This window comes from Blastomonas fulva (assembly GCF_003431825.1).
GTDB lineage: Bacteria > Pseudomonadota > Alphaproteobacteria > Sphingomonadales > Sphingomonadaceae > Blastomonas > Blastomonas fulva.
On the sequence record NZ_CP020083.1, the window covers coordinates 782,584 to 808,351 of the forward strand.

Annotated in this window: 27 protein-coding genes and 1 riboswitch; of the genes, 20 read left to right on the forward strand and 7 right to left on the reverse strand. The window is 66.3% G+C overall.

The window, feature by feature from the left end; genetic code table 11:
• Positions 1 to 32: 32 nt before the first annotated feature.
• A complete protein-coding gene (locus B5J99_RS03720) occupies positions 33 to 545 on the reverse strand; it encodes an RNA polymerase sigma factor (RefSeq protein WP_054135619.1) in 513 nt (170 codons plus the stop codon).
• A 296-nt stretch (positions 546 to 841) separates the two neighbouring features.
• Between B5J99_RS03720 and B5J99_RS03725 the strand changes: the two genes are divergently transcribed.
• From B5J99_RS03725 to B5J99_RS03735, 3 genes are all read left to right on the forward strand, one after another.
• A complete protein-coding gene (locus tag B5J99_RS03725) occupies positions 842 to 1,258 on the forward strand; it encodes a hypothetical protein (RefSeq protein WP_117351509.1) in 417 nt (138 codons plus the stop codon).
• Between the two features lie 270 nt (positions 1,259 to 1,528).
• Positions 1,529 to 2,653 carry a DUF47 family protein gene (locus tag B5J99_RS03730; protein ID WP_117353344.1) on the forward strand — a complete coding sequence of 375 codons (1,125 nt, stop codon included), beginning with the start codon at positions 1,529 to 1,531 and terminating at the stop codon, positions 2,651 to 2,653.
• A 16-nt stretch (positions 2,654 to 2,669) separates the two neighbouring features.
• Positions 2,670 to 3,674, forward strand: a complete 1,005-nt coding sequence (locus B5J99_RS03735; protein WP_054135621.1) for an inorganic phosphate transporter — start codon at positions 2,670 to 2,672, stop codon at positions 3,672 to 3,674.
• 22 nt (positions 3,675 to 3,696) lie between these two features.
• Here the strand turns inward: B5J99_RS03735 and cobU are convergent, their stop codons facing one another.
• Positions 3,697 to 4,245, reverse strand: a complete 549-nt coding sequence (cobU, locus tag B5J99_RS03740; protein ID WP_162892442.1) for a bifunctional adenosylcobinamide kinase/adenosylcobinamide-phosphate guanylyltransferase — start codon at positions 4,243 to 4,245, stop codon at positions 3,697 to 3,699.
• Positions 4,245 to 4,451: riboswitch (cobalamin riboswitch) on the forward strand. (Overlaps the previous gene by 1 nt.)
• Positions 4,452 to 4,594: 143 nt before the next feature.
• Between cobU and B5J99_RS03745 the strand changes: the two genes are divergently transcribed.
• The 14 genes from B5J99_RS03745 (at position 4,595) to B5J99_RS03810 (ending at position 18,441) form a co-directional block, all read left to right on the forward strand.
• Positions 4,595 to 6,535 carry a TonB-dependent receptor plug domain-containing protein gene (locus B5J99_RS03745; protein ID WP_117351510.1) on the forward strand — a complete coding sequence of 647 codons (1,941 nt, stop codon included), beginning with the start codon at positions 4,595 to 4,597 and terminating at the stop codon, positions 6,533 to 6,535.
• Positions 6,535 to 7,572 (forward strand): threonine-phosphate decarboxylase, encoded by a 1,038-nt coding sequence (locus B5J99_RS03750; RefSeq protein ID WP_117351511.1) that lies wholly within the window; start codon positions 6,535 to 6,537, stop codon positions 7,570 to 7,572. The genes B5J99_RS03745 and B5J99_RS03750 overlap by 1 nt, the downstream gene beginning before the upstream one ends.
• Positions 7,569 to 8,180, forward strand: coding sequence for a cob(I)yrinic acid a,c-diamide adenosyltransferase (gene cobO, locus B5J99_RS03755; protein ID WP_117351512.1), 612 nt, complete (start codon positions 7,569 to 7,571; stop codon positions 8,178 to 8,180). The genes B5J99_RS03750 and cobO overlap by 4 nt, the downstream gene beginning before the upstream one ends.
• Positions 8,177 to 9,025 (forward strand): ABC transporter substrate-binding protein, encoded by an 849-nt coding sequence (locus B5J99_RS03760; protein WP_117351513.1) that lies wholly within the window; start codon positions 8,177 to 8,179, stop codon positions 9,023 to 9,025. Before cobO ends, B5J99_RS03760 begins: the two co-directional genes overlap by 4 nt.
• Positions 9,022 to 9,993, forward strand: coding sequence for a FecCD family ABC transporter permease (locus B5J99_RS03765; protein WP_117351514.1), 972 nt, complete (start codon positions 9,022 to 9,024; stop codon positions 9,991 to 9,993). The genes B5J99_RS03760 and B5J99_RS03765 overlap by 4 nt, the downstream gene beginning before the upstream one ends.
• On the forward strand, positions 9,990 to 10,769 hold the full coding sequence (locus tag B5J99_RS03770) for an ABC transporter ATP-binding protein (protein WP_117351515.1): 780 nt from the start codon (positions 9,990 to 9,992) through the stop codon (positions 10,767 to 10,769). The genes B5J99_RS03765 and B5J99_RS03770 overlap by 4 nt, the downstream gene beginning before the upstream one ends.
• Positions 10,769 to 11,695 (forward strand): adenosylcobinamide-phosphate synthase CbiB, encoded by a 927-nt coding sequence (cbiB, locus tag B5J99_RS03775; RefSeq protein ID WP_117351516.1) that lies wholly within the window; start codon positions 10,769 to 10,771, stop codon positions 11,693 to 11,695. The genes B5J99_RS03770 and cbiB overlap by 1 nt, the downstream gene beginning before the upstream one ends.
• On the forward strand, positions 11,683 to 13,140 hold the full coding sequence (locus B5J99_RS03780) for a cobyric acid synthase (protein ID WP_117351517.1): 1,458 nt from the start codon (positions 11,683 to 11,685) through the stop codon (positions 13,138 to 13,140). Before cbiB ends, B5J99_RS03780 begins: the two co-directional genes overlap by 13 nt.
• Positions 13,137 to 13,775 carry a 5,6-dimethylbenzimidazole synthase gene (bluB, locus tag B5J99_RS03785; RefSeq protein WP_117351518.1) on the forward strand — a complete coding sequence of 213 codons (639 nt, stop codon included), beginning with the start codon at positions 13,137 to 13,139 and terminating at the stop codon, positions 13,773 to 13,775. The genes B5J99_RS03780 and bluB overlap by 4 nt, the downstream gene beginning before the upstream one ends.
• On the forward strand, positions 13,775 to 14,773 hold the full coding sequence (gene cobT, locus B5J99_RS03790; protein ID WP_117351520.1) for a nicotinate-nucleotide--dimethylbenzimidazole phosphoribosyltransferase: 999 nt from the start codon (positions 13,775 to 13,777) through the stop codon (positions 14,771 to 14,773). The genes bluB and cobT overlap by 1 nt, the downstream gene beginning before the upstream one ends.
• Position 14,774: 1 nt before the next feature.
• Positions 14,775 to 15,566, forward strand: a complete 792-nt coding sequence (locus B5J99_RS03795; RefSeq protein ID WP_245991733.1) for an adenosylcobinamide-GDP ribazoletransferase — start codon at positions 14,775 to 14,777, stop codon at positions 15,564 to 15,566.
• Complete coding sequence (locus B5J99_RS03800) at positions 15,566 to 16,105, forward strand: histidine phosphatase family protein (RefSeq protein ID WP_245991734.1); 540 nt, start codon at positions 15,566 to 15,568, stop codon at positions 16,103 to 16,105. The genes B5J99_RS03795 and B5J99_RS03800 overlap by 1 nt, the downstream gene beginning before the upstream one ends.
• A gap of 100 nt (positions 16,106 to 16,205) precedes the next feature.
• Positions 16,206 to 16,982, forward strand: a complete 777-nt coding sequence (locus B5J99_RS03805) for a DUF1223 domain-containing protein (protein ID WP_162892443.1) — start codon at positions 16,206 to 16,208, stop codon at positions 16,980 to 16,982.
• Between the two features lie 79 nt (positions 16,983 to 17,061).
• Positions 17,062 to 18,441: an AmpG family muropeptide MFS transporter gene (locus B5J99_RS03810; protein WP_117351528.1), complete on the forward strand. Its 1,380-nt coding sequence runs from the start codon at positions 17,062 to 17,064 to the stop codon at positions 18,439 to 18,441.
• Positions 18,442 to 18,568: 127 nt separating this feature from the next.
• On the opposite strand, the gene B5J99_RS03815 is transcribed toward B5J99_RS03810, so the two are convergent.
• Positions 18,569 to 19,369: a sterol desaturase family protein gene (locus tag B5J99_RS03815; RefSeq protein ID WP_117351529.1), complete on the reverse strand. Its 801-nt coding sequence runs from the start codon at positions 19,367 to 19,369 to the stop codon at positions 18,569 to 18,571.
• The gene (locus tag B5J99_RS03820) at positions 19,366 to 20,478 is read right to left on the reverse strand and encodes an alkene reductase (protein ID WP_054135638.1); all 1,113 of its coding nucleotides are present in this window, start codon (positions 20,476 to 20,478) and stop codon (positions 19,366 to 19,368) included. The genes B5J99_RS03815 and B5J99_RS03820 overlap by 4 nt, the downstream gene beginning before the upstream one ends.
• A 73-nt stretch (positions 20,479 to 20,551) precedes the next feature.
• Between B5J99_RS03820 and B5J99_RS03825 the strand changes: the two genes are divergently transcribed.
• The 3 genes from B5J99_RS03825 to B5J99_RS03835 all read left to right on the forward strand — a co-directional run bounded on the left by B5J99_RS03825 (position 20,552) and on the right by B5J99_RS03835 (position 22,732).
• Positions 20,552 to 21,460, forward strand: a complete 909-nt coding sequence (locus tag B5J99_RS03825; RefSeq protein ID WP_054135639.1) for a DMT family transporter — start codon at positions 20,552 to 20,554, stop codon at positions 21,458 to 21,460.
• Positions 21,461 to 21,493: 33 nt separating this feature from the next.
• Positions 21,494 to 22,171: a COQ9 family protein gene (locus B5J99_RS03830; protein WP_117351531.1), complete on the forward strand. Its 678-nt coding sequence runs from the start codon at positions 21,494 to 21,496 to the stop codon at positions 22,169 to 22,171.
• 93 nt (positions 22,172 to 22,264) lie between these two features.
• Positions 22,265 to 22,732, forward strand: a complete 468-nt coding sequence (locus tag B5J99_RS03835; protein ID WP_117351533.1) for a DUF2269 family protein — start codon at positions 22,265 to 22,267, stop codon at positions 22,730 to 22,732.
• A gap of 11 nt (positions 22,733 to 22,743) precedes the next feature.
• Here the strand turns inward: B5J99_RS03835 and B5J99_RS03840 are convergent, their stop codons facing one another.
• Genes B5J99_RS03840 through B5J99_RS03850 form a run of 3 tightly spaced genes read right to left on the reverse strand, consistent with a single transcriptional unit; the run spans position 22,744 to position 25,768 of the window.
• On the reverse strand, positions 22,744 to 23,139 hold the full coding sequence (locus B5J99_RS03840) for a flagellar export chaperone FliS (RefSeq protein WP_054135642.1): 396 nt from the start codon (positions 23,137 to 23,139) through the stop codon (positions 22,744 to 22,746).
• Positions 23,140 to 23,164: 25 nt separating this feature from the next.
• Entirely contained in the window at positions 23,165 to 24,565 is a 1,401-nt protein-coding gene (gene fliD, locus B5J99_RS03845) for a flagellar filament capping protein FliD (RefSeq protein WP_054135643.1), read from the reverse strand.
• Between the two features lie 60 nt (positions 24,566 to 24,625).
• Positions 24,626 to 25,768, reverse strand: coding sequence for an EscU/YscU/HrcU family type III secretion system export apparatus switch protein (locus B5J99_RS03850; protein ID WP_054135644.1), 1,143 nt, complete (start codon positions 25,766 to 25,768; stop codon positions 24,626 to 24,628).

The window sequence follows — 25,768 nt, forward strand, 5'->3', positions numbered from 1 at the left end:
TCTGTCCTGGCCATAAGACGTCACGGCTGCGCTCAATCCACATCGAGTGTCTCCCGCCAGGCCATCAGCGCGCGATACGCCTTTTGCAGATCCTTCTCCACCGCGCTCAGGCTGACCCCGAGATCCTGACCGATCTGGCGCTGGCTGACCCCCTCGATGCGGAACAGGCGGAAGACCTGCAGCACGCGGGCACCCTCTGCTGCCAGCACGGCTTCTGCCTGATCAAGCATGGCGCGCGCGATCAGCTGGCGGTCGGGAAGCGGCGCATCCGATGCCTCGCCGGTGCCGCCCTGCACCTCAAGCCAGTCGGCATCGCGCTGGCGGCTGCGCTGTGCCGAACGATAGCGGTCGTGCATCACGTTGTTGGCGGCGCGGAACAGATAGCTGCGCGGATCGGCGACCGGCCCGGTATCCAGATTGGCCAGCCGCAGCCACAGCTCCTGCAGCACATCTTCTGCCGCTTCGCCCGCGCCGCGGGCGCGCAGGAAGCGCAGCAACGGCTCGCGTTCGGCGATCAGCACGGCTTCGAGGCCTTGGCGGGACATAGGATACGGCAATCACATCTGCAGCGGAAGGAATGCGGGCACAGCCCATGCACCCAGACGCCGCCGCGCGCAAGAACCCGCACCCCATCTGTCCCCGTGTGCCTTTTTTTTCGCACAGCCATGCGGGTGTGGCGGCGGCGCGGCGTCTTAGCGGCAGAACCGGCCAAGCCCCGGCCGGTTCTATCCGGTCATGGTGCCCCCCATCGACCGGCTGCACCTTGAGGGCCGGGTCGCGACCACTTCCAGCCCTCAAGGTGCCCTTTTCTTGAACGCCGGGCGAGCAGGAGACAGGTCCCATGCCCTATCTGCGCACGCAGCTCGGCGCACTTGCAGTGATGCTGGCGCTGGCAGGCAAGGCCGATGCCACAGGCCCCGCCGACAAGGACATGTGGTTCGTGCCGCCGGTCGAATATGCTTCTGAGAGCGACGGCGAAACCGGCACCCAGTGCATCGCGCTCCACCGCGTGCGCTCCACCCGCATCCTGGCGGGCGAAGGGATCGTCTATCAGATGAGCGGGCGCAAACTGCTGATCAACCGCGTGCGTCGGGGCGCGAGCCTGCTCAACCGCAACCAGATCCTGATCACCCGCACCTCCGGCGCGCTACTGTGCGCAGGAGACATCGTCCAGCTTGCGGAAAGCCCGCCCGGTATCTCGGCAGGATCCGTAGCACTGGGGCGGTTCGAGCGATATCACCCCCCGGCGCGTCCCTGACCGCCGATCTGCCGCGCGCGCCCCATCGGCGCGGTCCGTCGCAATAGCACTTTGCAGACGCCAACATTACAGTTATGTGACCGTTTTGTTACGCGCCATCCGTCCGTGGCGGCGTGATGCATAAGGTATCCGGACCGGGGGAAGAGAGACATTGCCGAACCTTTGCCTGCGCTGCCCAGCGGCGGCGCGGCACTGCACGGGTTTTGCCGGCAGAAGGTCCGGCGCACCGAACCTGACCTTCACCCACCCGGACCGCCCAGGGGAACCACCATCCGCCAGATTGCCGCCCTGCCCTATCGCACCGACCGCGACAATGTCACCGCACCGGTCAGCATCCTGCTGATCACCTCGCGCGAGACCCGGCGCTGGGTGCTGCCCAAAGGCAACATGATCGACGGGCTGCTGCCGCACGCCGCCGCCGCGCACGAGGCCGAGGAAGAGGCAGGCGTCAAGGGCGCGGCCTGCCCGACCGCGCTTGGCAGCTATCGCTATCGCAAGAAGCGCAAGAACGGCGCGTCGCTGAACGTGGATGTCGATGTGTTTCCCTTTTCGGTGACCGATCTGCTCGACGAATGGGAAGAGCAGGACCAGCGCCAGCGGCAGTGGTTCTCGCTCGAGGAAGCCGCACAGCTGGTCGACGAGCCTGAGCTTGCCGAACTCATCCGGCGCTTCCGCGCCAGCGAATCCGACCGGCGCATCGCCAAAAGCGGATTTGTTCTCGGCACACAGAAAGCCTCTCCGAAAATGGCCGTATTTCAGTGGGTTCAGGCGCTGCTTCCCAAGCAGGGCAATTTCTTCGAGCTGTTCGAGGCGCATGCGCTGACGTTGCTGTCGGGCTCCAACGCGCTCGCGCGGCTGCTGGGCGGCGGGCCGGGCATGGCCGATCACATCCAGGAGCTGACCGAGCGCGAGCACGAGGCGGACCTCATCACCCGAGAGGTGCTGCAGACCGTTCGCCGCACCTTCCTCACCCCGTTCGACCGCAGCGCGATCACCAGCCTGATCGGATCGATGGACGATGCCATCGACGAGATGCAGAAGACCGCAGGCGCGATCGATCTGTACGAGCTCACCGAGTTCAAGCAGGAAATGAAGGACATGGCCGCGATCATCGTCGATTGCGCGCGGATCACCGTCGAGGCGCTGCCGCTGCTGCGCCAGGTCAACCGCAACGCCGGGCGGCTGCACGAACTGACCGAACGGCTGGTGATCATGGAAGGCCATGCCGACGAGATCCACGCCCGCGGCCTGAAGGCGCTCTACAAGCAGCATGGCGAAGCGAACCCGCTGCGCTTCATCGTCGAACGCGAGCTGTTCACGCATCTCGAGCGCGTGGTCGACCGCTTCGAGGATGTCGCCAACGAGATCGACGGTCTCGTGATCGACCACGCCTGAGCGCCCCGCAACCTCCATGGAAACCACGATCATTGCCATGCCGCTGCTGATCGCGCTGATCGCGCTCGCGCTGGCGTTCGATTTTCTCAACGGGCTGCACGATGCCGCCAATTCGATCGCGACGGTGGTGTCGACCCGGCTGCTCAAGCCGGTGCACGCGGTGGTTTTCGCCGCGTTCTTCAACTTCGCGGCCTATTGGGTGTTCGGGCTCAAGGTGGCGGAGACCGTCGGCAAGGGCATCATCCAGGTCGATATCGTCAATCCGCAGGTGATCTTCGGCGCGCTGGTCGGGGCGATGTTCTGGAACGTCGTCACCTGGTGGAAGGGCATCCCCTCCTCCTCGAGCCATGCGCTGGTCGGCGGGCTGATCGGCGCGGGCGTGATGCGTGCCGGGCTCGATGGCATCGTGTGGTCGGGCGTGCTCAAGACCGCATCGGCGATCATCCTGTCGCCAACCATGGGCATGATCCTGTCGATCCTGCTGGTGGTGCTGACATCCTGGGCGTTCATGCGCGCGACCGCAAAGAGCGCCGAGGGCATCTTCAAGCAGTTGCACCTGCTCTCTTCCGCCGCCTATTCGCTGGGCCATGGTGCCAATGATGCGCAAAAGACGATGGGGATCATCACCGTGCTGCTCTATTCGCAGGGCATGCTCGACGGCGAGTTCGCGGTCCCCGGCTGGGTGGTGCTGAGCTGCTACATCGCGATCGCGCTGGGCACGCTGTCGGGGGGCTGGAAGATCATCGAGACAATGGGCACGCGGATCACCAAGCTGTCGCATCAGCAGGGCTTCTGCGCCTCGTCGGGCGGATCGGTGATGCTGTTTGCCGCCACCGCGTTCGGCATTCCGGTCTCGACCACGCACACCATCACCGGCTGCGTCGTCGGCGTGGGCGCGGCGCGCCGCGCCTCGGCGGTGCGCTGGGGCGTGGCGGGCCGGGTGGTCGTCGCTTGGCTGATCACCATCCCCGCCTCGGCCGCAGTCGGCGCGGTGTTCTACTGGCTGACGACGATCTGGTAAGCCACGCTAGCGCTCCGGCCGGTCAGGGCTTGAGCGTCAGGCTCAGCCCCGACACGACCAGTTCGGCGCGATCGGCGATGGCGGCAACCTGCTGGTTCAGCCGCCCCGCCATGTCGCGAAACTGCCGCGCGAGCGCATTGTCGGGCACGATGCCCATGCCGACCTCGTTGCTGACCAGTATGACCGGCGAATGGGCCTGCGCCAGCGTGTCGATCAGCCGCTTGGACGCGGCGGCGAAATCATGCTCGCCCAGCAGCAGGTTGCTGGTCCACAGCGTCAGGCAGTCGACCAGCAGTACGCGGTCTTCGCCGGTTTCGCGCGCGATGGCTTCGGGAAGGTCTACCGGGCACTCGACCGTGCGCCAGCGAGCGTCCCGGTCCGCCTGGTGCCGCGCGATCCGATCTCGCATTTCCTCGTCAAAGGCCTGCGCGGTCGCCAGATAGACCAGCTCTCCGGCATGGCTTTCGGCCAGACACTGCGCGCGCGCGCTCTTGCCCGAACGCGCCCCGCCGGTGATGAAAGTCAGCACCGCATCGATCCATTTCCCTTGCAAAACGTAAAGTCGCGCCATAATGCGGCGACGCGACAGGTTCCCAGAGATGGGATTAATAGGGAACGCGGAAGCAGGTATCCACCCCTGTAATCCGCGGCTGTCCCCGCAACTGTGACCGGAGAGCGGTCGCCCTATCATGCCACTGGATGCATCCGCATCCGGGAAGGCGGGGCGGACGTGTTGACCCGGGAGCCAGGAGACCTGCCTGACGCAGTCGGTCCTTTGCGCGGACGGGGTGTTCAGCGTGATCGAGGTTCATCCTCGCGTGACGACATCGATCGGGGTGGCGCGCGCGGGTGATAGGCCGGCGATTGCTCAGCTGTACCATTGGTGCGTGCAACCCCTTGTTGTTAGACAGGGGATACACATGCCTACATCATTTCTGAAAACTACCGCCTCCACACTCGCATTCTGTGCCGGCGTCTGCGCACCTGCGATCGCGCAGGACAATCTTGCCACAGCCGACCCGCGCGAACCCATCGTCGTCGTCACCGCCAACCGCACCGCGCAGCCGGTCGAACGCGTCGGCCAGTCGATCAGCGTGGTCGATTCCGAAGAGATCGAACGGCGCCAGACCCAGTCGGTCGCCGACATCCTGCGCACCCTTCCCGGCGTCAGCATCATCCGCAACGGCGGCGTCGGCGCGACCACATCGGTGTTCATCCGGGGCGCCGAGAGCGACCAGACCGCCGCATTGATCGATGGCGTCAAGCTCAACGATCCCTCCACGCCCGGCGGCGGCTTCAACTTCGGCCATCTGCTCACCGGCAACATCGAGCGGATCGAGGTGCTGCGCGGCCCGTCTTCGGTGCTGTGGGGCAGCCAGGCGATCGGCGGAGTGATCAACATGATCACCCGCCAGCCGACCGAAGAGCTCGCGGTCAATCTGCGCGGCGAATATGGCTATCGTGAGACCGGCCAATTGGTCGGCAACATCTCGGGCAAGGCAGGTCCCCTGTCGGCGAGCGCGGGCGCGGGCTATTTCCGCACCGACGGCATTTCGTCGTTCAGCGAGGCGCGCGGCGGGACCGAGCGGGACGGCTATGAGAATTACGGCGCCAACGGCAATTTCAACCTGGCGCTCAGCGATGCGATCTCGATCGATGCGCGCGGCTGGTATTCCGAAGGCCGGGTCAACATCGACGGCTTCCCCGCACCCGCCTTCGCCTTTGCCGATGTGAACGAGGAATCGCGCACCCGCGAAATCGTCGGCTATACCGGCATCAACGCTGCGCTGTTCGACGGACGGTTTCGCAACCGGCTGGGCTATGCCTATACCGACACCCGCCGCCGCTCGATCGCGCTCGATGGCCCTGCGACCGAGACCTTTGTCGGCCATGGCCGCAACGAGCGGATCGAATATCAGGGCATCTTCGACATCGCCGAAGGCTGGCAGCTGACCGGAGGACTCGAGCGCGAAACCTCGCGCTTTTCCAGCAGCAGCTTCGGCGCCGCGCCCTCGCTGGGACGCGCGCGGATCGACAGCCTGTATGGCCAGATCGTCGCCACTCCTGCAGCAGGTCTCACCCTGACCGGCGGGGTGCGGCACGACGACCACAACCGCTTCGGCGGCGCGACCACCTTCGGCGCGAGCGGCGTATTTGCGCCGGGCGAGGGCAACACCGCGTTTCGCGCCAGCTATGCCGAGGGGTTCAAGGCGCCCTCGCTGTTCCAGCTGCAGAGCGATTTCGGCAACCAGCAGCTGCAGCCCGAGCGCTCCAAGGGCTGGGACGCCGGTATCACCCAGAGCCTGGTCGAAGGCCGGTTGCAGGCCAGCGCCACCTATTTCCGGCGCAATTCGAGCGACCTGATCATCTTCGTCTCATGCGTCGCGCCGCTCACCAGCATCTGCGCCAACCGGCCGTCGGGGACCTATGACAATGTCGCCCGGGCGCGCGCAGAAGGGGTCGAGATCGGCCTGACCATGCAGCCGGTCGATGCGCTGCGGCTGCAGGCCAACTATACCTATACCGATGCCACCAACCGTTCGCCCGGCAACGCCAATTTCGGGCGTCAATTGGTCCGCCGTCCGCAGCACAGCATGACCGCGCTGATCGATTATCGCTGGGGCTTCGGGCTGGAGACCGGGGTGACGCTAACCCATGTCGGCGCGAATTTCGACAACGCCAACAACAGCCGCAAGGTCGAGGGCTATGTGCTCGCGGACCTGCGCGCCTCGTTCCCGCTGACCGAGCGGATCGACATCTATGGCCGCGTCGAGAACCTGTTCGACGAGCGCTACGAGACGGTGTTCCGCTATGGCTCGCCGGGGCGCGCGGGCTATGCCGGCGTGCGGTTGCGCTACTGATGAGGGACGCGCGCGCCCCCGACGATCTGGTCGCCGATTTCGCCCGGCATGGCGGGCGGATCGATCTGGCGCGCGCAGCCTTTCCGCAGGTTGCGGATTGGACCGACCTTTCGACCGGGATTGCGCCTTGGGCCTATCCGCTCGGCAATGCGCGGGATCAGGCCGAGCGACTGCCCGATCCTGCGCAATTGAAGGCGCTGGAGTTAGCCGCAGCCGCCTGCTTCGACGCGGACCCTTCGCGCGTCGTCGCGGTGCCGGGAAGCGATCTGGCGATGCGGCTGCTCGGTGTGCTGCTGGATGACAGGACATTGCCGCTGCAGCCTGCTATCGTGCGCCCAGGCTATTCGGGCCATGAATCGATGTGGGGCGCTCAAGCGGTAACACTCTGCAATTCCGACTCCGTGCTTGCTATGGCACAGACGCACGATGTGCTGGTGCTGGCCAGACCCAACAACCCAGACGCGGTGATCGCTGATCGCACGCAATTACAGGTTGCTGCCTCGCTGCTTGCGGCGCGCGGCGGGCATTTGATCGTCGATGAAGCTTTCGCCGATGCCGATGCGCATGACAGCCTGGCCCGCTGCGCCTGGCCGGGGCTGATCGTGCTGCGCTCGTTTGGCAAGTTCTTCGGCCTCGCTGGTTTGCGACTGGGCTTCGTTATCGCCCCGCCCAAAATTGGAGAGCGCCTGAGCGCGCTGATCGGCGACTGGCCGATCTCCGGCCCTGCGCTCGCCACCGGGCTTGCCGCCTATCGCGATACCGCTTGGCAGGACACGCAGCGCGCACGACTGGCGAACGCTTCCCAGCGGCTGGCGGATGTGCTGACCGGCCAAGGCATCGAAATCGTTGGCCGTACCGCGTTTTTCGTGTTGATCAACACGCCGCAGCGTGATGGCCTGTTCATGCATCTGGCACAGGCGGGCGTGCTGACCCGGCCCTTTGCCCAGGCGCCCGGCTGGCTGCGGATCGGTTTGCCGGGCAATGAGACCGACTGGACGAGACTGTGCGACGCGCTCGCCACATGGAGGAATGGATGACCGAGACGCCCGAGGATTTCGCCCGCCACAACGCCCGCATGAAGAAGGTGCAGGCCGCGCGCGAGCGGATGCAGGCCAAGCGCACGCTCGAGCGCGGGCTGCTGATCGTCCACACCGGCAACGGCAAGGGCAAGTCCTCCTCTGCCTTCGGGATGGCGATCCGCTCGCTGGGCTGGGGGATGAAGGTCGGCATCGTGCAATATGTCAAAGGCGCGTGGGAGACCGGCGAGAAGAACTTCTTCCAGGCCAATCCCGATCTGCTGACATTCGAGGTGATGGGCGAGGGCTTTACCTGGGACACGCAGGACCGCGCCCGCGACATCGAGGCGGCGCGCGCCGCCTGGGAGCGCTCGAAGGAACTGATCCTCGATCCCGAATATGATTTCATCATCCTCGACGAACTCAATATCGTGCTGCGGCAGGACACGCTGCCGATCGACGAGATCATAGCCTTCCTCAAGGAGCGCCCGCTGACCAAGCATGTCTGCATCACCGGACGCAGCGCCAAGCCCGAGCTGATCGAAATCGCCGATCTGGTCACCGAATTTGAAGAGGTGAAGCACCCGTTCAAGGCCGGGTTCAAGGCGCAGAAGGGGGTCGAGTATTGATCCGCGCTCTCGCCTTGGTCCTGGGTCTTGCGGTCGCGGGTTGCTCGTCGCAGGCGGCTGACCGTGCGGCGCAGCGCGCTGCGCCCGGGCGCGAGGCGCTGCCGCGCGTCGTCTCGATCAACCCGTGCGTCGATGCGGTGCTGATGCAGGTGGCAGATCCCGCGCAGATCGCGGCGATCAGCCATTATTCGCAGGACGAACGCGCCACGTCGATCCCGCTCGAACAGGCGCGGCGGTTCGCTGCGACGTCGGGCACCGCCGAGGAGGTGGTCGCATTGGCCCCCGACATCGTGATTGCCGGAAGCCATGTCGCGCCCTCGACCATTTCCGCGCTGCACCGGATGAACATTCCGCTGATCCAGATCGGCGTCCCCGAGAGCATCGACGAGAGCAGCGCGCAGGTCCGCACCATCGCCGCCGCCATCCGCCAGCCGGCGCGCGGCGAGGCGCTGGTCGAGCGGATCGATGATGCGGTGCGCGCGGCATCGGCAAGCAGCGCCGCCCCCCCCGGAGCATTGATCTGGCAGGGCGGCGGTCTGGTGCCGGGCGATGGCACGCTCGCCAGCGAATTGCTGCGCGTCACCGGCTTTCGCAACCTGAGCGCGGATTATGGTCTCAAACAATGGGACGTGCTGCCGCTCGAATACATGGTGGCAAAGCCGCCGCAGGTGCTGCTCTCGGTCGGCGCGCATGACCGTTCGGACAGGATGCTGGGCCATCCGGTGCTCGCCAGTCTGAAACAGCAGATCGCGGTGCGCCGATACCCTGAAAAGCTGCTGCATTGCGGCGGCCCGACGATCATCGATGCGGTGGGCCACCTCGCCCAAATCCGGCGGACGCTGTGACGCGGTCGCTGCGGATCAATCTGGCGCTGCTCGCAGGCATTGCCCTGGCCTTCGCGCTGTCGCTGATCGCGGGCAAGGTGTGGATCCCGCTCGACGCCTGGACTGCGGGCGATCCGCGCTGGCCGATCATCGCCGAGCTCCGCCTGCCGCGCACCCTGCTGGCGGCGATGGTTGGGGCAGCCTTGGGCCTGTCGGGTGCAGCGATGCAGGGTTATCTGCGCAATCCGCTGGCCGATCCCGGGCTGTTCGGTGTGTCGTCGGGTGCGGCACTGGGCGCGGTGATCTCGCTCTATTTCGGCTATTCCGCGTCCCCGCTGCTGCTGCCCGCCTTTTCGCTGACCGGCGCAGGCATCACCATGGCGATCCTTGCCTTGCTGGTCGGGCGCTCGGGCAGCGTCATCGTGTTCACGCTGGCAGGCGTGATCCTTTCGAGCGTGGCGGGATCGATGACCGCGCTGGCGATCAGCCTGGCCCCCACCCCGTTTGCGACCTCGCAGATCGTCACCTGGCTGATGGGCGCGCTGACCGATCGCAGCTGGGACGACGTCTGGCTCGCGCTGCCGCTGCTGGCGCTGGGGTGCGTGCTGCTTGCGTTCACCGGGCGTACGCTCGATGCGCTGACCTTGGGCGAATCCGCCGCGCGCTCGATGGGGGTCGATCCGCTGCGGCTGCAGCTGCTGATCGTGATCGGCGTCGCCTTGTGCGTCGGCGCGTCGGTGGCGACCGCAGGCATCATCGGTTTTGTCGGGCTGATCGTGCCGCATCTGGTGCGGCCGTTCGTCGGCCACCGGCCCTCGGCGGTGCTGCTGCCGTCGGCGCTGGCGGGCGCATTGCTGCTGTTGCTCGCCGACAGCCTGGTGCGCGCGGTGCCGACGGTGAGCGAATTGCGTCTGGGGATCGCGATGTCGATGCTCGGCGGGCCGTTCTTCCTGGTCCTGCTGCTGCGCATGCGCCGGAGGCTGGCATGAGCGTGCTGGCGGCTGAAAACCTGACATTGAAGCTCGGCGGACGCCGGGTGCTCGATGCGGTGAGCGCGCGCTTTACCCCCGGACGGGTCACCGCAGTTCTGGGGCCGAATGGCGCCGGCAAATCGACCCTGCTCTCGTGCCTTGCCGGACTGCACACACCCGAAACTGGCCAGGTGCTGGTCGGCGGCCATCCGCGCAGTACGCTCGGCATGCGCGATCTGGCGCGGCAGATCGGGCTGCTGCCGCAGGGTGGCGATGTGCATTGGGATGTCGATGTCGCGACCCTGGTGGCGCTGGGCCGCTACCCGCACCGCGCGCGCTGGGGCGAGACCGAGGCGGACCGCGCAGCGATCGCGCTGGCCATGGCCGCGACCGATGTGACCCAGTTCGCTGCGCGCCCGGTCACCGCGCTGTCGGGCGGCGAACGCGCGCGCGTGCTGCTCGCGCGGGTGCTGGCGGGTGAGCCGCAATGGCTGCTGGCGGACGAACCGCTCGCCAATCTCGATCCCGCGCACCAGCTCGACACGCTCGAATGCCTGCGCGATGTCGCACGCGGCGGCGCAGGCGTGATCGTGGTGCTGCACGACCTCAACCATGCGATCCGGGTGGCCGACGAGGTGCTGCTTCTGTGCGATGGCCGCATCGTCGCTCAAGGCGCGCCCGACGACGTGCTGACGCCCGAGCGGATTGCCGAAACCTATGGCGTATCCTCGCATATCGGCACCACCCCCGACGGCGTGCGCTTCATCGTGACCACCCCTATGGCGCGGCCCTGATGTTGGCGCGGCCCGAACAGCTGCTGCTGGCGCTGATCGGCGAGGCCGCGATCGGCTATCCCGCCTGGCTGCTGGCGGTGATCGGCCATCCGGTGATCTGGATCGGCGCTGCCATCGCCGCGCTCGACCGCAGATGGAACACGGGCACCGCGCTGCGCCGCCGGGCGATGGGTGTGGCGCTGCTGGCGCTGGTTGCAGGCGGGGTCGGCGCGATTGGATGGCTGATCGAACGCTGGGCGGGCGACGGGCTTGCAATCGGTCTGGTGATCGTGCTTGCGACCACCGGCCTCGCCCAGCGCAGTCTCGACGATCACGTCCGCGCGGTCGCCGGTCCGCTGCTGCGCGGCGATGTGAACGCAGCGCGTGCGGCGGTGGGACGCATCGTCGGACGCGACACCCAGGCGCTCGATGAAAACGGCATTGCGGTCGCGGCCACCGAGAGCCTGGCAGAGAGCTTCTGCGATGGCGTCGTCGCGCCCGCCTTCTGGTTCCTGATCGCGGGGTTGCCGGGGCTGCTGGTCTGCAAGGTGGTCAACACCGCAGATTCGATGATCGGCCACCGCGACGCGCGGCATCTGCATTTCGGCTGGGCGGCAGCGCGGACGGACGATCTGGTCAATTTCATCCCCGCGCGGATTTCGGGCGTGCTCGTGTGCCTCGCCGGGCTGGGCGGCTGGGCCACAATGGTGCGCGATGCGGGCCACCACGCCTCGCCCAATGGCGGCTGGCCCGAGGCTGCGATGGCAGGCGTACTGGAACGCAGGCTGGGCGGGCCGGTACGCTATGACGGCGAGCCCGCGCACCGTGCCTGGCTGGGCGATGGCCCCGCGCCCGATGCCGGCGATCTGCAGCGCGCGCTATGGGTCTATCGCCGGGCATGCGTGCTCTTGTGGGCGATCGTGGGAGTGCTCGCATGGCTGCTGTGATGCTGCAGGGGACCGGATCGGATGTCGGCAAGTCGGTGCTGGTCGCAGGCCTGTGCCGGTTGCTCGCAAACCGTGGACTGAAGGTGCTTCCGTTCAAGCCGCAGAACATGTCGAACAACGCCGCGGTAGCGCAAGGCGGCGAGATCGGCCGCGCGCAGGCGCTGCAGGCGCTGGCGTGCCGCGTGCAGCCGAGCATCGACATGAACCCGGTGCTGATCAAGCCGCAGTCCGATACCGGCGCGCAGGTGGTGGTGCACGGCAAGGTGGTGGGCATGCTCGGTGCGGCAGATTACCAGCACCGCAAGGGCGAACTGCTGCATGCGGTGCTGCAATCCTGGAATCGATTGAAGGCCGACGCCGATATCGTCATCGTCGAAGGCGCAGGCTCCCCTGCCGAGATCAACCTGCGCGCCGGCGACATCGCCAATATGGGCTTTGCCCGCGCCGCGAACGTGCCAGTGGTGCTGGTCGGCGATATCGACCGTGGCGGCGTGATCGCCTCGATCGTCGGGACCAGGGCCGTGATCGACGCAGACGACGCCGCGATGATCCACGGCTTCCTGATCAACAAGTTTCGCGGCGATGTCCGGCTGTTCGACGATGGCTATACCGAGATCGAACGCCGCACCGGCTGGCCCGGGCTGGGGGTGATCCCCTGGCTCGCCGCCGCGCGGCAGCTGCCCGCCGAGGACGCGGTGGTGCTCGATTCCGCGGCGACCAGCGAGGGCGCGATCACCATCGCGGTGCCGATGCTGTCACGGATCGCCAATTTCGACGACTTCGACCCGCTGGCGCACGAGCCCGGCGTAAAGCTGGTGATGGTCCCGCCGGGCCAGCCTCTCCCCGGCGATGCGGCTTTGGTCATCCTGCCCGGGACCAAGGCGACCATCGCCGACCTTGCCTTTCTGCGCGCGCAGGGCTGGGATATCGACATCGCAGCGCATGTGCGGCGCGGCGGCGGCCTGCTCGGCATCTGCGGCGGCTATCAGATGCTCGGACAGAGCATCGAGGACCCCGATGGCGTAGAGGGTGTGCCCGGAAGCGTGGCGGGACTGGGCTATCTGCCGGTCGCCACCCGGCTCACCGGCGACAAGCGCGTGGTCGATGTCACGGGCACCAGCCTGCGCGACGGCGCGGCGTTCGCGGGTTATGAAATCCATGTCGGCCAGACCCGCGCGCTGGGCCCGGTGCAACCGCTGCTGCGGCTCGCCGATGGCGCGGAGGACGGCGTGATCAGCGCCGACGGCCAGATCGCGGGTTGCTATATCCACCGGCTGTTCGATCACCCCGCGCAGCGTGGCGCGTGGCTGGCGCGGCTTGGCGCTGAGTCCGATGGCGTCGCGCAAGAGCACCGTGTCGATCAGGCGCTCGATGCGCTGGCGGCGGGGCTGGAACAGCATGTCGATATCGATCGGCTGCTGGCGATTGCGGGGCATCGGCCATGACTGAGCCGATGTTCGACGCCGCTTTCCGCGACCAGCTCGACAGCCTGCTCGCCTGGCGCCGCGATGTGCGGCATTTCCAGACTCGCGCGCTTCCGCAAGGCCTGCTTGGCAGCCTGCTCGAAACCGCGTGTCACGGCCCGTCGGTGGGCAATGCCCAGCCCTGGCGCTTCGTCCGCATCGTCTCGCCCGAGCGCCGCGCCAGGCTGGCGGACACGGTCGATGCGCAAAAACGCGCGGCGGGCGCGGGCTATTCCGCCGAGCGCAAGGCGCTGTACGACGGCCTGAAACTCCACGGCCTGCGCGAGGCGCCCGAGATCGTCGCGGTGTTCTGCGACGAGCAGGGCGAGGCCGGCCACGGGCTTGGCCGCGCGACGATGCCCGAGACTGTGTGCTGGTCAGTGGTGACCGCGGTGCACACCTTGTGGCTTGCGGCCCGCGCGCACGGCATTGGCCTGGGCTGGGTGTCGATCATCGACCCTGCGGGCATGAACGCGCTGCTCGGCGTGCCCGGAGATTGGCGCTTCATCGCGCTGCTGTGCCTGGGCTATCCCGAGCGCGCGAGCGAGACGCCCGAACTGGTCCGGCATGGCTGGCAGGACCGGCTGCCTTCTGAAATCACCCGGCTGGAGCGCTGATGATCACCCGCGACGACATTCAGGTCAGGCTCGATTCGCTCGCCAAGCCGGTGGGCAGCCTGGGGCGGCTCGAGGCGTTGGCGGTCGAGCTGGCGCTGGCGAGCCGAGCGCTCACCCCGCTCACCCGCCCGCGCCGTCTGGTGCTGTTCGCCGCCGACCATGGCGTGGTGGCGCAGGGCGTCACCCCCTGGCCCTCGGCGGTGACCACCGCGATGGTCGAGACGATCCTGAGTGGCAAGGCGAGCAGCACCGCGCTCGCCACCGCGCACGGCGTCGATGTGCGGGTGGTCGATGCCGGGATGGCACAGCCACCGCGCGAGCCCTGGCCGCAGCATTTCAACGCTCACCCCGTCGCACCGGGCACCGCCGATCTCAGCAGCGGGCCGGCGATGACTGAAGACCAGTTCGATGCCGCCTGGGCGCTGGGCGAGACAGAGGCGAAAAACGCGGTCGATGCGGGCCATCGCCTGCTGATCGCGGGTGAGATGGGGATCGGCAACACCACCGCTGCGGCCTGCATCACCCACGCGCTCGCCGGGATCGATGCCGATACTGCGACCGGCAGCGGCGCAGGCGCGGATGCAGCCATGCGCGGCATCAAGCGCGATATTGTCGCCGCTGCGGTTGCAAGGCTGGACGGTCGCACCGACAAGGCTGCGCTGGCGGCGATCGCGGGGTTCGAGATCGTCGCGATGGCGGGCTTCTATGCGCAAGCCGCGCGGCAGGGCGTGCCGGTGCTGCTCGACGGCTATGTCACCACCGCCGCCGCGCTGATCGCCGAGCGGCTTTGCCCGGGCACGCGTGCGGTGATGATCGCGGGCCATCTCTCAGCCGAGCCTGGCCACCAAGCGGCGCTCACGCAACTCGGCCTCACCCCGGTGCTCGAATGGCAGATGCGGCTGGGCGAAGGCAGCGGCGCGCTGGTCGCGCTGCCTTTGCTCGACAGCGCAGGCGCATTGCTGTGCGATGTCGCACGTCTCGCGGATATCGGGGCCTGACATGGACAGCAGATGCCCCGCCTGGGCGCCGCCCCTGCTCGCGATCCAGTTCCTCACCCGCATCCCCGTCCCGGGCACCGAGCGGCTGAGCGCGCAGCAGGTCGCGACCGGGCTGGTGCAGGCGGTGGGCTGGTTTCCTTTGGTCGGCGCAGGCATCGGCGCTGTCACCGCAGGCGTCGCGCTGGCGGCGGACGCCTTCTGGCCGGCTTTGGTCGCGGTGCTGATCGCGCTTGCGCTCGAGGCGCGGCTGACCGGTGCGTTCCACGAGGACGCGGTCGCCGATTTCTGCGATGCGTTCGGTGGCGGCTATACCGCAGACGATGTCCGGCGGATCATGAAGGACAGCCGCATCGGCAGCTATGGCAGCCTGGGGCTGATCCTCGCGGTCGGCCTGCGCGCCGCGCTGACGCTGGCGGTGATCGAGGCCATGGCACCATGGGCGGCCTTCCTGACGATCGTTGCTGCGGCGACCTTCGGGCGGCTGCTGGTCGTCGTGCTGATGACCCTTGTCGCGCCCGCTCCGCAGGGCACTGGGCTCGCCAAGGATGTCGCATCGGGCGTCGGGCCAGCGATTCTGCTGACGGCGCTGGCGACCGCGCTGCCCGGATTGCTGGGCTTTGCCGTGCTGAACCCTCTGCCCCTCCTGGCAGCCCTGCTGGCTAGCGGGGCCTTCATCGCATGGTTCCGCGCGCTGCTGCTGCGGCGGATCGGCGGCAGCACAGGCGACTGCCTGGGCTTTGCCGCTTATGCCGGGCAACTGATCCTCCTGCTCGCGGCGACGACGGCGCTGTGATGCGCACCTTGATACTGGTCCGTCATACCGAGGTTGCTCGCGCCTGGAAGGGCCGCTGCTACGGGCAAAGCGACATGGGGCTGAGCCGCGAGGGCGCCGCGCACGCCCGCGCGCTCGCCACCGAGCTGGCCGCATGGCACCCCGAAACCATATTGCATTCAGGCCTGCGCCGCGCGCGCATCCTGGCAGAGGCGATCGCAAATCTCGCAGGCGTCGGCGTTCACGCCATGCCCGATTGGCAGGAGCGCGATTTCGGCAGCTGGGAGGGACGCAGCTGGGATGCGATCTACCGCGAAACCGGCAATGCGATGGACGGGATGATCGACGATCCGCACCACTTCCGCCCCGGCGGCGGCGAGACCACGATGGAGCTGGCCCGCCGCTCGCTCGCCGCGTTCGACCGCCTGCCGCCCGGCCGCGTGCTGGTCGTTACCCATGGCGGCCCGATCGCGGCGATCCTGGGCATGCGCCAGGGTCTCGCCCCCCGCGACTGGCCCGCGCTGGTCCCGCCGCCGGGGGGCTCTGTCGAGCTCGACTGACCTCGCCTCGCTCAGTGTCACCCGCGCCCGGGCCAAAGCGTAACCGTTCCGCGTGCCGGGTCGAACATGGAGCGTACAACTCCCAAGGATGGACCCATCCATGAAGCTTCTCTGGATCACTGCCGCTGCGGTTCTCACCACGCTTGCCATCTCCGCCCTCCACGCACCATCTCAAGGGTCGGCGCTCGGCAATTCCGCGCCATCACCTGCAAGACTGGCGATTTCGCAATCGGGCCCCGTGGTCGCCGAGCTGTTCACCAGTCAGGGCTGCTCGTCCTGCCCGCCCGCCGATGCGGTCGCCGCAAGGCTGGCGCGCGATCCTGCCATCCTCGTCATCAGCCGCCCGGTGACCTATTGGGACCGGCTTGGCTGGAAGGACAGCCTGGGCCGCGAGGAGAACACCCGGCTGCAGCGCCAATATGGCGACCGCGCCTTTGCCGGGGCGAACATCTACACCCCGCAGCTGGTGATCGATGGCAGTGCGCAGGGAGTCGGATCGCAAGAGGCCCATGCGCGCAAGCAGATCGCGCGCGCGGGCGCCATCCGCGCCCGCAGCGGCGTCACCGTGCGCGTCGCCCGCACCGCCGATGGCGGGCGCAGCATCGTGCTGCAGGGCAGGCCGGGGACCGGCACCGAGGTGATGCTGATCGCCCTGTCCTCGCGAGAAACGGTGAACATCGGCCGCGGCGAGAATGGCGGGCGCTCGGTCAGCTACACCAATGTCGTGCTCGACGAGATCTCGCTGGGCAGCTGGAGCGACGGCGGCCGCGCGATCGTGCTACGCCCCGATCAGCTCGATACGCGCGGCGCCGACCGCCATGCGCTGGTCATCCGGCGCGGCGCGGGCGGCGCGATCATCGGCTCGGCGCTGATCTGAGCACGGGCCGGCAATAACCCTCTGGCGTAAATTGACGATGCCGCTAGTTTCCCTGTCCGGGACACGGAAGGGACAATGTGTGGAACAAACGCTGATTTTTATCGCCATCATCGCTGCGGTGGTGGCTACAGGTTTCGTCGTCCCAGCCTTCCGCCCGTATGTTAGGCCGATGCCGTTTGTCGCGTTTTTACTAGGTATAGCTAGCGGCTTCCCGCTGACTTTGTTGTTGGCCACCATGGCCTTTTGGCTTTCACGTGTTGGCATCGACAAATCGACAATTGGATTCGCGATAGGGCTGACCACGCCCTATACTCTTAAGTTTCTGTGGGCACCGCTGGTTGATAAACTGCCGTTACCGCTTCTGACGCGTTGGTTTGGTCAGCGCCGTGCTTGGCTGTTTCTGATTCAAGGATTGCTTTTTGCAGCTCTGTGGCAACTAGGCGCCAGTAATCCTGCCAGCAACCTTGGTTGGTTTGCTGTATGTGCCATTGTTGTCGCATTTCTTTCGGCAACACAGGACATCGTAATTGATGCCTATCGCATCGAGATTTTATCCGACCAGGAACTTCCTCACGGCACCGCGATGAATCAATTCGGTTATCGTACGGGCAACCTGCTGGCGGGGGCAGGCACAATCTATCTTGCCTCAGCCGAAGGCGCAGGGCTTGGCTGGGCAACGGCCTATGGCTTCACCGCTTTTTGCGTCCTGCCAGCAGCCATTGCGGCGCTATTCGCAGGGCCTGGCCAGTATGTCGAACGGCATGCGATCGCTGCAGGGCAGTCGTTTGGTAACTGGATCGCCGAAACGGTACTTAACCCATTTCGTGAATTCCTGACCCGAAACGGCGCCGTTCTCATTCTAGCATTTGTGCTGATCTACAAAGTCGGCGATGCAATGGGTCAGATCATGCTTGCCCCGATGATCGTTGAGTTGGGGTTCAGCGACACGGAGTATGTCACGGTCAACAAGTTCGTCGGCTTCGCAGCATTGATTGTCGGATCGGCCTTTGGAGCACCCTTCATCGCCTGGCTGGGCATGGGGCGTGCACTGTTCGTGTCGGGTCTGCTAATGATGTTCTCTAACCTTCTGTTTGCTGTACTCGCTGCCACGGGTGACTCCAATGTGATGCTGGCGATTGCAGTAGGAACCGAGAACTTTACAAGCGGGATTGGGCTGACGGTTTTTGTGACATATCTATCCGGCTTATCAAACCTTGCCTATACCGCGACCCAATTTGCATTACTGTCATCGTTTGCAGCTGTAGGGCGAACATGGTTGTCGGCACCTTCTGGTTATCTTGCAGAGAACCTGGGTTGGGTGAATTTTTGGATATGCACAGTCGCTATCGCAGTTCCCGGTATGGTCCTTCTCTGGATTTTGTGGAAGCGCGGCTTTGTCGTCGAAACGGTGCGGCAGACGCCTGCTGTGGTGGCAGAACCGGCCCCCGCTTCGCAATAGCGTGACTCATAACGGCGCGTGCTCCTGTTCTGGTGGATGATGGCGAGCGGGCTCGTCGATCGCTCGCTGGGCACTGCGGGCACCGAGGAGAGCGGGGAATAGCCGCGCAATCCTCGCCGCGCCCGGATCAGCGGAACGGCAGCTGCATCGACCAGCCGAACCGCATCGATTCGCGCCCCGGATAATCGGCAAGGCCGATCGTCATCGCCTCGTGCCCCCCGCTGGGCCGGGCGCGATAGGTGCGAAAGAGCCGGTCCCAGATCGACAGGCAGAAGCCGTAATTGCTGTCATGCTCGACCCGCCGGGTGCTGTGGTGCACGCGGTGCATGTCCGGCGTGACGATCACCAGCCGCAGCATGCTATCCAGCGACAAGGGCAGCGCGAGATTGGCGTGGTTGAACATCGGCAGCACCGCAAGCAGCAGCTCGAACACGATCAGCGCCCAGAGCGGCGCCCCCAGCGCCAGCGCCACGCCCAGCTTGAACAGCATCGACAGGCCGATCTCCAGCGGATGGAAGCGCAGCGCCGTCGACATGTCGAGATCGCGGTCGGCATGGTGCACGCGGTGCAGCCGCCACAGCAAAGGCAGCCGGTGCGTCGCCCAGTGCTGCGCCCAGACAGCAAGATCGAGCAGCAGGATTGCGATCAGCCCCTGCGCCCAGAAGGGCAGCCCGGTCTGCGGCAACAGCCCGAAATCAGGATGGAGCGCATAGCCGGTGACCGCGCCGAACACGCCGATGAACACCAGGGCCTGGACACCCCGCTCGATCGGCATGTTGACCAGCACAAAGCCCAGATGCGTGCGCCAGCGCTGCAAGAGCGGCATCCGGTGGCGACGGCGCGGCCAGACCGCCTCGGCCAGCATCAGCGCCAGCGCGGTGCCGATCAGCACCCCGCTGATCAGCCAGGGCTGGCCGCTGGCGATCATGAGGCTGTGGCGGTTTCCGCGACCAGCCCCTGTTCGGCCATGGTCGGATAGTCGGTATAGCCTTCTGCCCCCTGACCGTACCAGCGCTTGGGATTGTCCGGGGTGAGCGGCGCATCGACGGCTAGCCGGGCGGGCAGATCGGGGTTGGCGAGGAAGGTGCGGCCAAAGCTGATCGCGTCGGCGCGGCCTTCGGCCATCGCGGCAGAGGCATTTTCCAGCACATAGTCGCTGTTGAGCACCAGGGGCCCCTTGAACACCTTGCGGATCTGCGGGCTGACCGGCGGAACGTCGCTGGCGCCGAAGGTGCCGGTGGCAGGCGGCTCGCGCAGTTCCAGAAACGCGATGCCGATGCTGTCTAGCAGGGCTGCGGCGGCGGTGAAGGTCGCCTCGGGGGTCGCATCGTTGACGCCCTGGGTTTCGCCATTGGGCGACAGCCGCACCGAGACATGCTCGTGGCTCCACACGCCGACCAGCGCTTGCGTGATCTCGCCCAGCAGCCGGATTCGGTTTTCGATTGCGCCGCCATATGCGTCCTCGCGCAGGTTGGACGAGGAGCGGATGAACTGGTCGATCAGATAGCCGTTGGCGGCGTGGATCTGCACCCCGTCGAACCCGGCGCGGCGCGCGTTCTCGGTCGCGCGCACATAGTCCGCGATCACGCGGGGGATTTCGTCCACCGGCAGCGCGCGCGCGGTGTCATAGGGCTTGGTGCCCTCATAGGTATGCGCGTGATAATCGAAGCGCGTCGCCGACGCCGAGATCGGCGGCTTTCCGCCGATGAAGTCCGAATGCACCAGCCGGCCCATATGCCACAGCTGGCAGATGATGCGCCCGCCGGCCTTGTGCACCTGATCGGTGATCGGCTTCCAGGCTTCGACCTGCTCATCGTTCCAGATGCCGGGCGCATAAGGCGTGCCCAGTCCTTCGGGGCTGATGCCGGTGGCTTCCGAGATGATCAGCCCGGCGCTGGCGCGCTGCGCGTAATAGTCCCCCATCAGCGCAACCGGAACATGCGCCCTGGTCGAGCGGCAGCGGGTGAGCGGCGCCATCAGGATACGGTTGGGGCAGGCAATCGCGCCCAGCTGGATGGGATCGAACAGATTTGGCATCGGGATCGTGTCTCCGTCTTTTTCGTCCCGATTTTGCCGAGACAGGATTTGAGGGATTGGCTAAGGCCCCGCGATGACAAAAGCAACCGAGCGCGGTGGCGGCCTTGCCCTGCTGGCGCTGATTCTGTCCAATGTCGCGCTCGCCTTCGGCCCGCTGTTCGTGCGGATGGCCGATACTGGGCCTGTGTCCGCAGGATTCTGGCGGCTCAGCCTGGCGCTGCCGGTGCTGGTGCTGATCGCGATGCAACGGCGCGAGCCGCTGTCGGGCTTTCGCCCGGGCATCTGGTGGATGCTGGCGCTGGGCGGCTTTGCCTTTGCGCTCGACCTTGCCAGCTGGAACTTCGGGATCGAACGCACCAAGCTCGCCAATGCGACCCTGTTCGGCAACATGGGCAGCATTCTGCTCGTGCTCTACGGCTTCGTCATCAGCCGTGCCTGGCCGCACAAGGCGGAGGCAGGAGCGGTGCTGCTGGCGATTATCGGCGCATCGCTGCTGATGGGAAGCTCCTACGAGCTCGATGTCCGCAATCTGGTCGGCGATCTGTTCTGCCTGGCAGCGGGCGTGCTGTATGTCGTCTATCTGCTGAGCATCCGTCATGTCCGCAACGATCTGGGCAGCTGGTCGGTGCTGGTCTGGTCGACCGTGTTCGGCATCGGCCCGTTGCTGGGGATCGCGCTGCTGCTGGGCGAGCCGGTCTGGCCGACCGACTGGACCCCGGTGCTGCTGCTCGCGGTCGTCTGCCAGCTCTTCGGCCAGGGGCTGATGGTCTATGCGGTCAACCATTTCTCGCCGGTGGTGCTGGGCATCGCCTTGCTCGGCCAGCCGGTGATCGCGTGCATCATCGGCTGGGTGGTGTTCGACGAGATCTTGTCGCTGGCGGACTGGATCGGCATGATCGCGATCGGCATCGCGCTGGTGCTGGTGCGCCTTCCCGAGGCACGCCGAGCCGCGCGACTTGCAGGTTCGGCTCCGGCTTCCTAATTGGAAGTGGACCCTAGGAGGCACTGCAAGCCGATGTACCGCCCGACCAAGCTCGATACCCTGCCCGCCGATGCCACGCTCGACGAGGTGCGGCTGTTCCTGCCGCCGCTCATCGCCGATGAAGCGGTATTCGATGGCTGGACGCCGGCTGCACGCGATGCCGCCGCAAGCGCCCAAGGCGTCGAACCGGGGCTTGCCCAGCTGGCCTTCGACCAGGGCGCGATGGACATGATCGAGGCGTGGATCAGCCACATCGACGCACAGATGATCGAGGCGTTTCCGCCAGAGCGGATTGCTGCGATGAAGATCCGCGAGCGAATCACCGCGCTCGTCGCGTTCCGGTTCGAGGCGGTGGCGCACCAGCGCGAGGCGCTGCGCCGCGCGACCGCGATCCTGGCGCTGCCTTCCAATCTGGGGCGCGCGGCGAAACTTTCGTGGCGCACCGCAGACCTGATGTGGCGGCTCGCCGGCGATACCGCCACCGACTACAATCACTATTCCAAGCGCATGATCCTCTCGGGCGTCTATGGATCGACGCTGATGGCATTTCTCGATGACGAAAGCGCCGACTTCACCGACACCCACGCTTTTCTGGGCCGCCGCATCGACAACGTCATGCAGTTCGAAAAGGCCAAGGCCAAGTGGACCAAGGGCGGCGAGAGCCTGAGCCTGACCCGCTTTCTGGGCCGTCTGCGCTACCCGGCGCGCTGACCGCGCCGCTGCGCTGCCATATCCATTTGCAGGTTTGCGGCGGAACCGAAAACGGTGCATGAACCAGGCTGGTGAGAGCACGCGGGATCGGTGATGACAGCCTTCAATCTGTACAAGTTTTTGCACATTCTTGGCATCATCCTGCTGCTCGGCAACATCACCGTCACCGCCATCTGGAAGGTGTTTGCCGACCGGACACGCGACGGCAACATCGTCGCCTTCGGCCAGCGACTGGTCACCGGGACCGATTTCGGCGTGACCATTCCGGGGATCATCCTCACCATCGTCGGAGGCTATGGCGCGATGTTCGAGGCGCGCTACGGCTTTCCCGGCCCCGACTGGCTGCTCTGGAGCCAGCTGTGCTTCGTCGCCGCGGGCGTGCTGTGGCTGGGCATGCTGGTGCCGATCCAGATCAGGCAGGCCAGGCTCGCGCGCGGCTTCACAGGCGCGGACACGATCAGCGAGGAGTATCGCGCGCTGGCGCGCCGCTGGCTGTTCTGGGGGCTGGTCGCGACGGTTCCGCTGGTCGCGGCGCTCTATTTCATGATCGCCAAGCCCTAGCCTGCCGAGCCTTAGCCGCGCGGCGCGATGGTCCGCCAGGCTTCCGCGATTTCGGCGAGCATCTGGCGGGCGGAAATCAGCATGTCGACCTTGTCGATGCTGATCGCGGCGTTGATCCGGCGGCTGGCTTCGCGATAGATCCGCGCCAGCGCCAGCGCCAGTTCGCCGCCCTTTTCGAAATCGAGGCTTTCTTCCAGCGCGATGACGATCGCCGAGGCACGCGCGCGCGCCTGGATCATCGGAACGCTTTCGCCGCGCTGGGCATGGCGCACCGCAGCATCGAGCCGCAGCAGCAGTTCGTCGAACAGAATGACGACCAGATCATGCGGGCTGGCGCCCTCCACCCGGCTGGCGGTATCGACGGCCTTGTAGCTGCCCATGTTGCGGCGGGGGGAAATGAAGCTCATGATTGTCCCTTATCGTTTCTTGTTCTTAGTTGTTGTTGCTGTTCGACCAGACCGAAACCTGCTGCTCGATATAGCTCTGCGTCGAGCGCAGGATGGTGAGCTGGCGGTCCATGTCGCCGAAGGTCTTTTCCAGCTGCTCGCGATAGCGATCGCTGTCTTCCTGAACCTTTTCCAGCTGCTCGGTCAGATTGGCGGCAAGCTTCTTGAGCCGCTCCTGCGCGCCGGTGAGCGAGCTGCTGGGCGCCTTGAGGCTGGTCTTCACATCCTCGAACGCCTTGGCGAGACCGGGATTGGCCGCAGTGGGGGTCGCAGGCTCCAGCATCCTGGCGACGCCTTCGGGATCGGCGGCGAGCGCGCGATCGAAGCGGACGCTGTTCAGGGTAAGCGTTCCGTCACGGTTGGTGCTAACGCCGATATCGGCCAGCGACGTGTACGCGCCGGTGTCGGTCAGCGGCTTGGTCGTGAGCGATGCCATCGCGCGCATCATGTCGCGCGCCGCGCGCTCGCCGGCCAGCGGCCCGCCGCTCGCACCATCCAGCCCGGGCGCGGTCGCCTCGTTGAGCGCGCCGCGCAGGTTGTTATAGGCCTTCACGAACTCGGTCAGCACGTCCTTGATCGACGAGGTCGGCTGATCGCCGCTGATCACCACATTGGTGCCGGGAGCCGCCGCGAGCAGGTTGATGCGCACGCCGGGGACGGCGGTGTCGATCTGGTTGGAGCTGTTGACCACCTGGATGCCGTTGACGTTGACCAGGCTGTCGGCGGCGGTGGTGACCGAATTCATGCCCGCGCCGCCCGCCGGCGGATAGGCGAACGCATCGAGCGCCGCGCCGCCGCCCGATCCGGTGACGGTAAAGCTGTTGGCCGATCCTTCGCGCCCGCGCAGCACCAGCCGCGATCCCGAATTGTCGGTGACGATGCTGGCGGTGACGCCGCCATCGGCAGCGTTGATCGCATCGCGAAGGCCGCCCAGGCTGTTGTTGGTCGAATCGATCGTGACGTCGAAGCTTCCGGTCGCGGTGGTGAAGGTCAGCGTCCCCTCACCCACCTGCGCATTGGCGGCATAGGACGATGCGGACACCACGCTCTGCGCCGAGGCGAGCTGGCTGACCTGCACCGTGGCGGGCAGTCCCTCCGGCTTCTGGCCCGGAATGAAGCTGGCGGCAACGAGGTCGCCGCGGGTCGAGACCAGCGAGCCGGAGAATTTGCGGCCGTTGAGGATTTCGGTGAGCGCGGTGGAGAAGGTGTCGAGCGCCGACGAGGCGGAAGCGAGCGCGGAAATCCGCGCCTGGTTCAGGTTCTGCCGCTCGCGCACCGCATCCTGTTTGGGCTGCAGCGATGCTGCCACCAGATCGTTGACCAGCGATGCGCTGTTCACGCCGGTAAAGCCGGTGATGAGATTCGAAATTCCGCTATTGGTGACCATGGCCGTGTCCTCTTGAAACTGTTAACGGCGCAGGCGAGCCGGGTTTAAGCGAATTTTCCGTCATTTCTGCGGCTTTCCGTCCATATCAAAAAGCATGTCGGCGGGCACCGCGAGGTCGGGTTGGCCAAAGCCGACATCCATCTTTTCGTTGATGCGGAAGACGAAGGCGAGCAGCGTCGCGACCGCCATGTACAGCCGCTCGTCGATAATCGCGCCCGGCTTGGAGGTGAAGTAGATCGCGCGGGTGAGTTCGGGATAGCGCAGGATCGTGACGCCCTTTTCCATCGCAATCTCGCGCATCGCCTGGGCAATCGCCCCACGGCCACGCGCCAGCACCACGGGCGCCGCATCGCGCAGCCGGTCATAGCGCAGCGCGATGGCGAAATGGGTCGGGTTGACCAGGATCACGGTCGCTTCCTCGACCGCCTTGCGGGTCGATCCGTTGAGCATCTCGTACTGCCGCCGCCGCACCGCCTGTTTCAGCTCGGGCGAACCTTCGGTTTCCTTGTGCTCGTCCTTGATTTCCTGCTTGGTCATCTTGAGCTTCTGGTTGCGCTGGAACCACTGCGCGGGGACATCGATCATCGCGATCAGCCCCAGACAGCCCGCCATCGCCATCATCGTCAGCGCGAACAGGTCGCCGAACGCCCCGATCCCGGCGCGGACATCGCCATGGCCGAGCTCGGCCATCTGCGGCAGCATCGACATGATCATCACCACGCCCACGGTGCCCATCAGCGCAACCTTGGCCATGGACTTGCCCAGCTCGATAAGCCCGTGCAGCCCGAACATCCGCTTGAAGCCCGCCATCGGGTTGAGCTTGCTGGCCTTTGGCGCCACCGCGCTCCAGCGGAAGCCCAGCGAGCCGAGCGACGCCGGTGTCGCCACCGCCGCCAGCATCAGGAACACGAACAGCCCGCCAAAGGGCAGCGCCAGCGGCGCCAGCAGCGTGAAGGTGCGCTGGCCGACGTTGAAATCGGTTGCGTCGTGCAGATCGAACACCAGCCCGGTGCGCAGCATCGATGCGATCGCCGAGACCATGACATCGCCGAACAGCACGAAGGCGAAGGTGCCGCCGATCATGATCATCGCGGTGCCCAGTTCCTTGGACTGGAGCACATCGCCCTTTTCCGCCGAATCGCGCAACCGCTTTTCGGTTGGTGCTTCGGTTTTTTCACCGCCGCCGGGGGGCTGTTCTGCCAT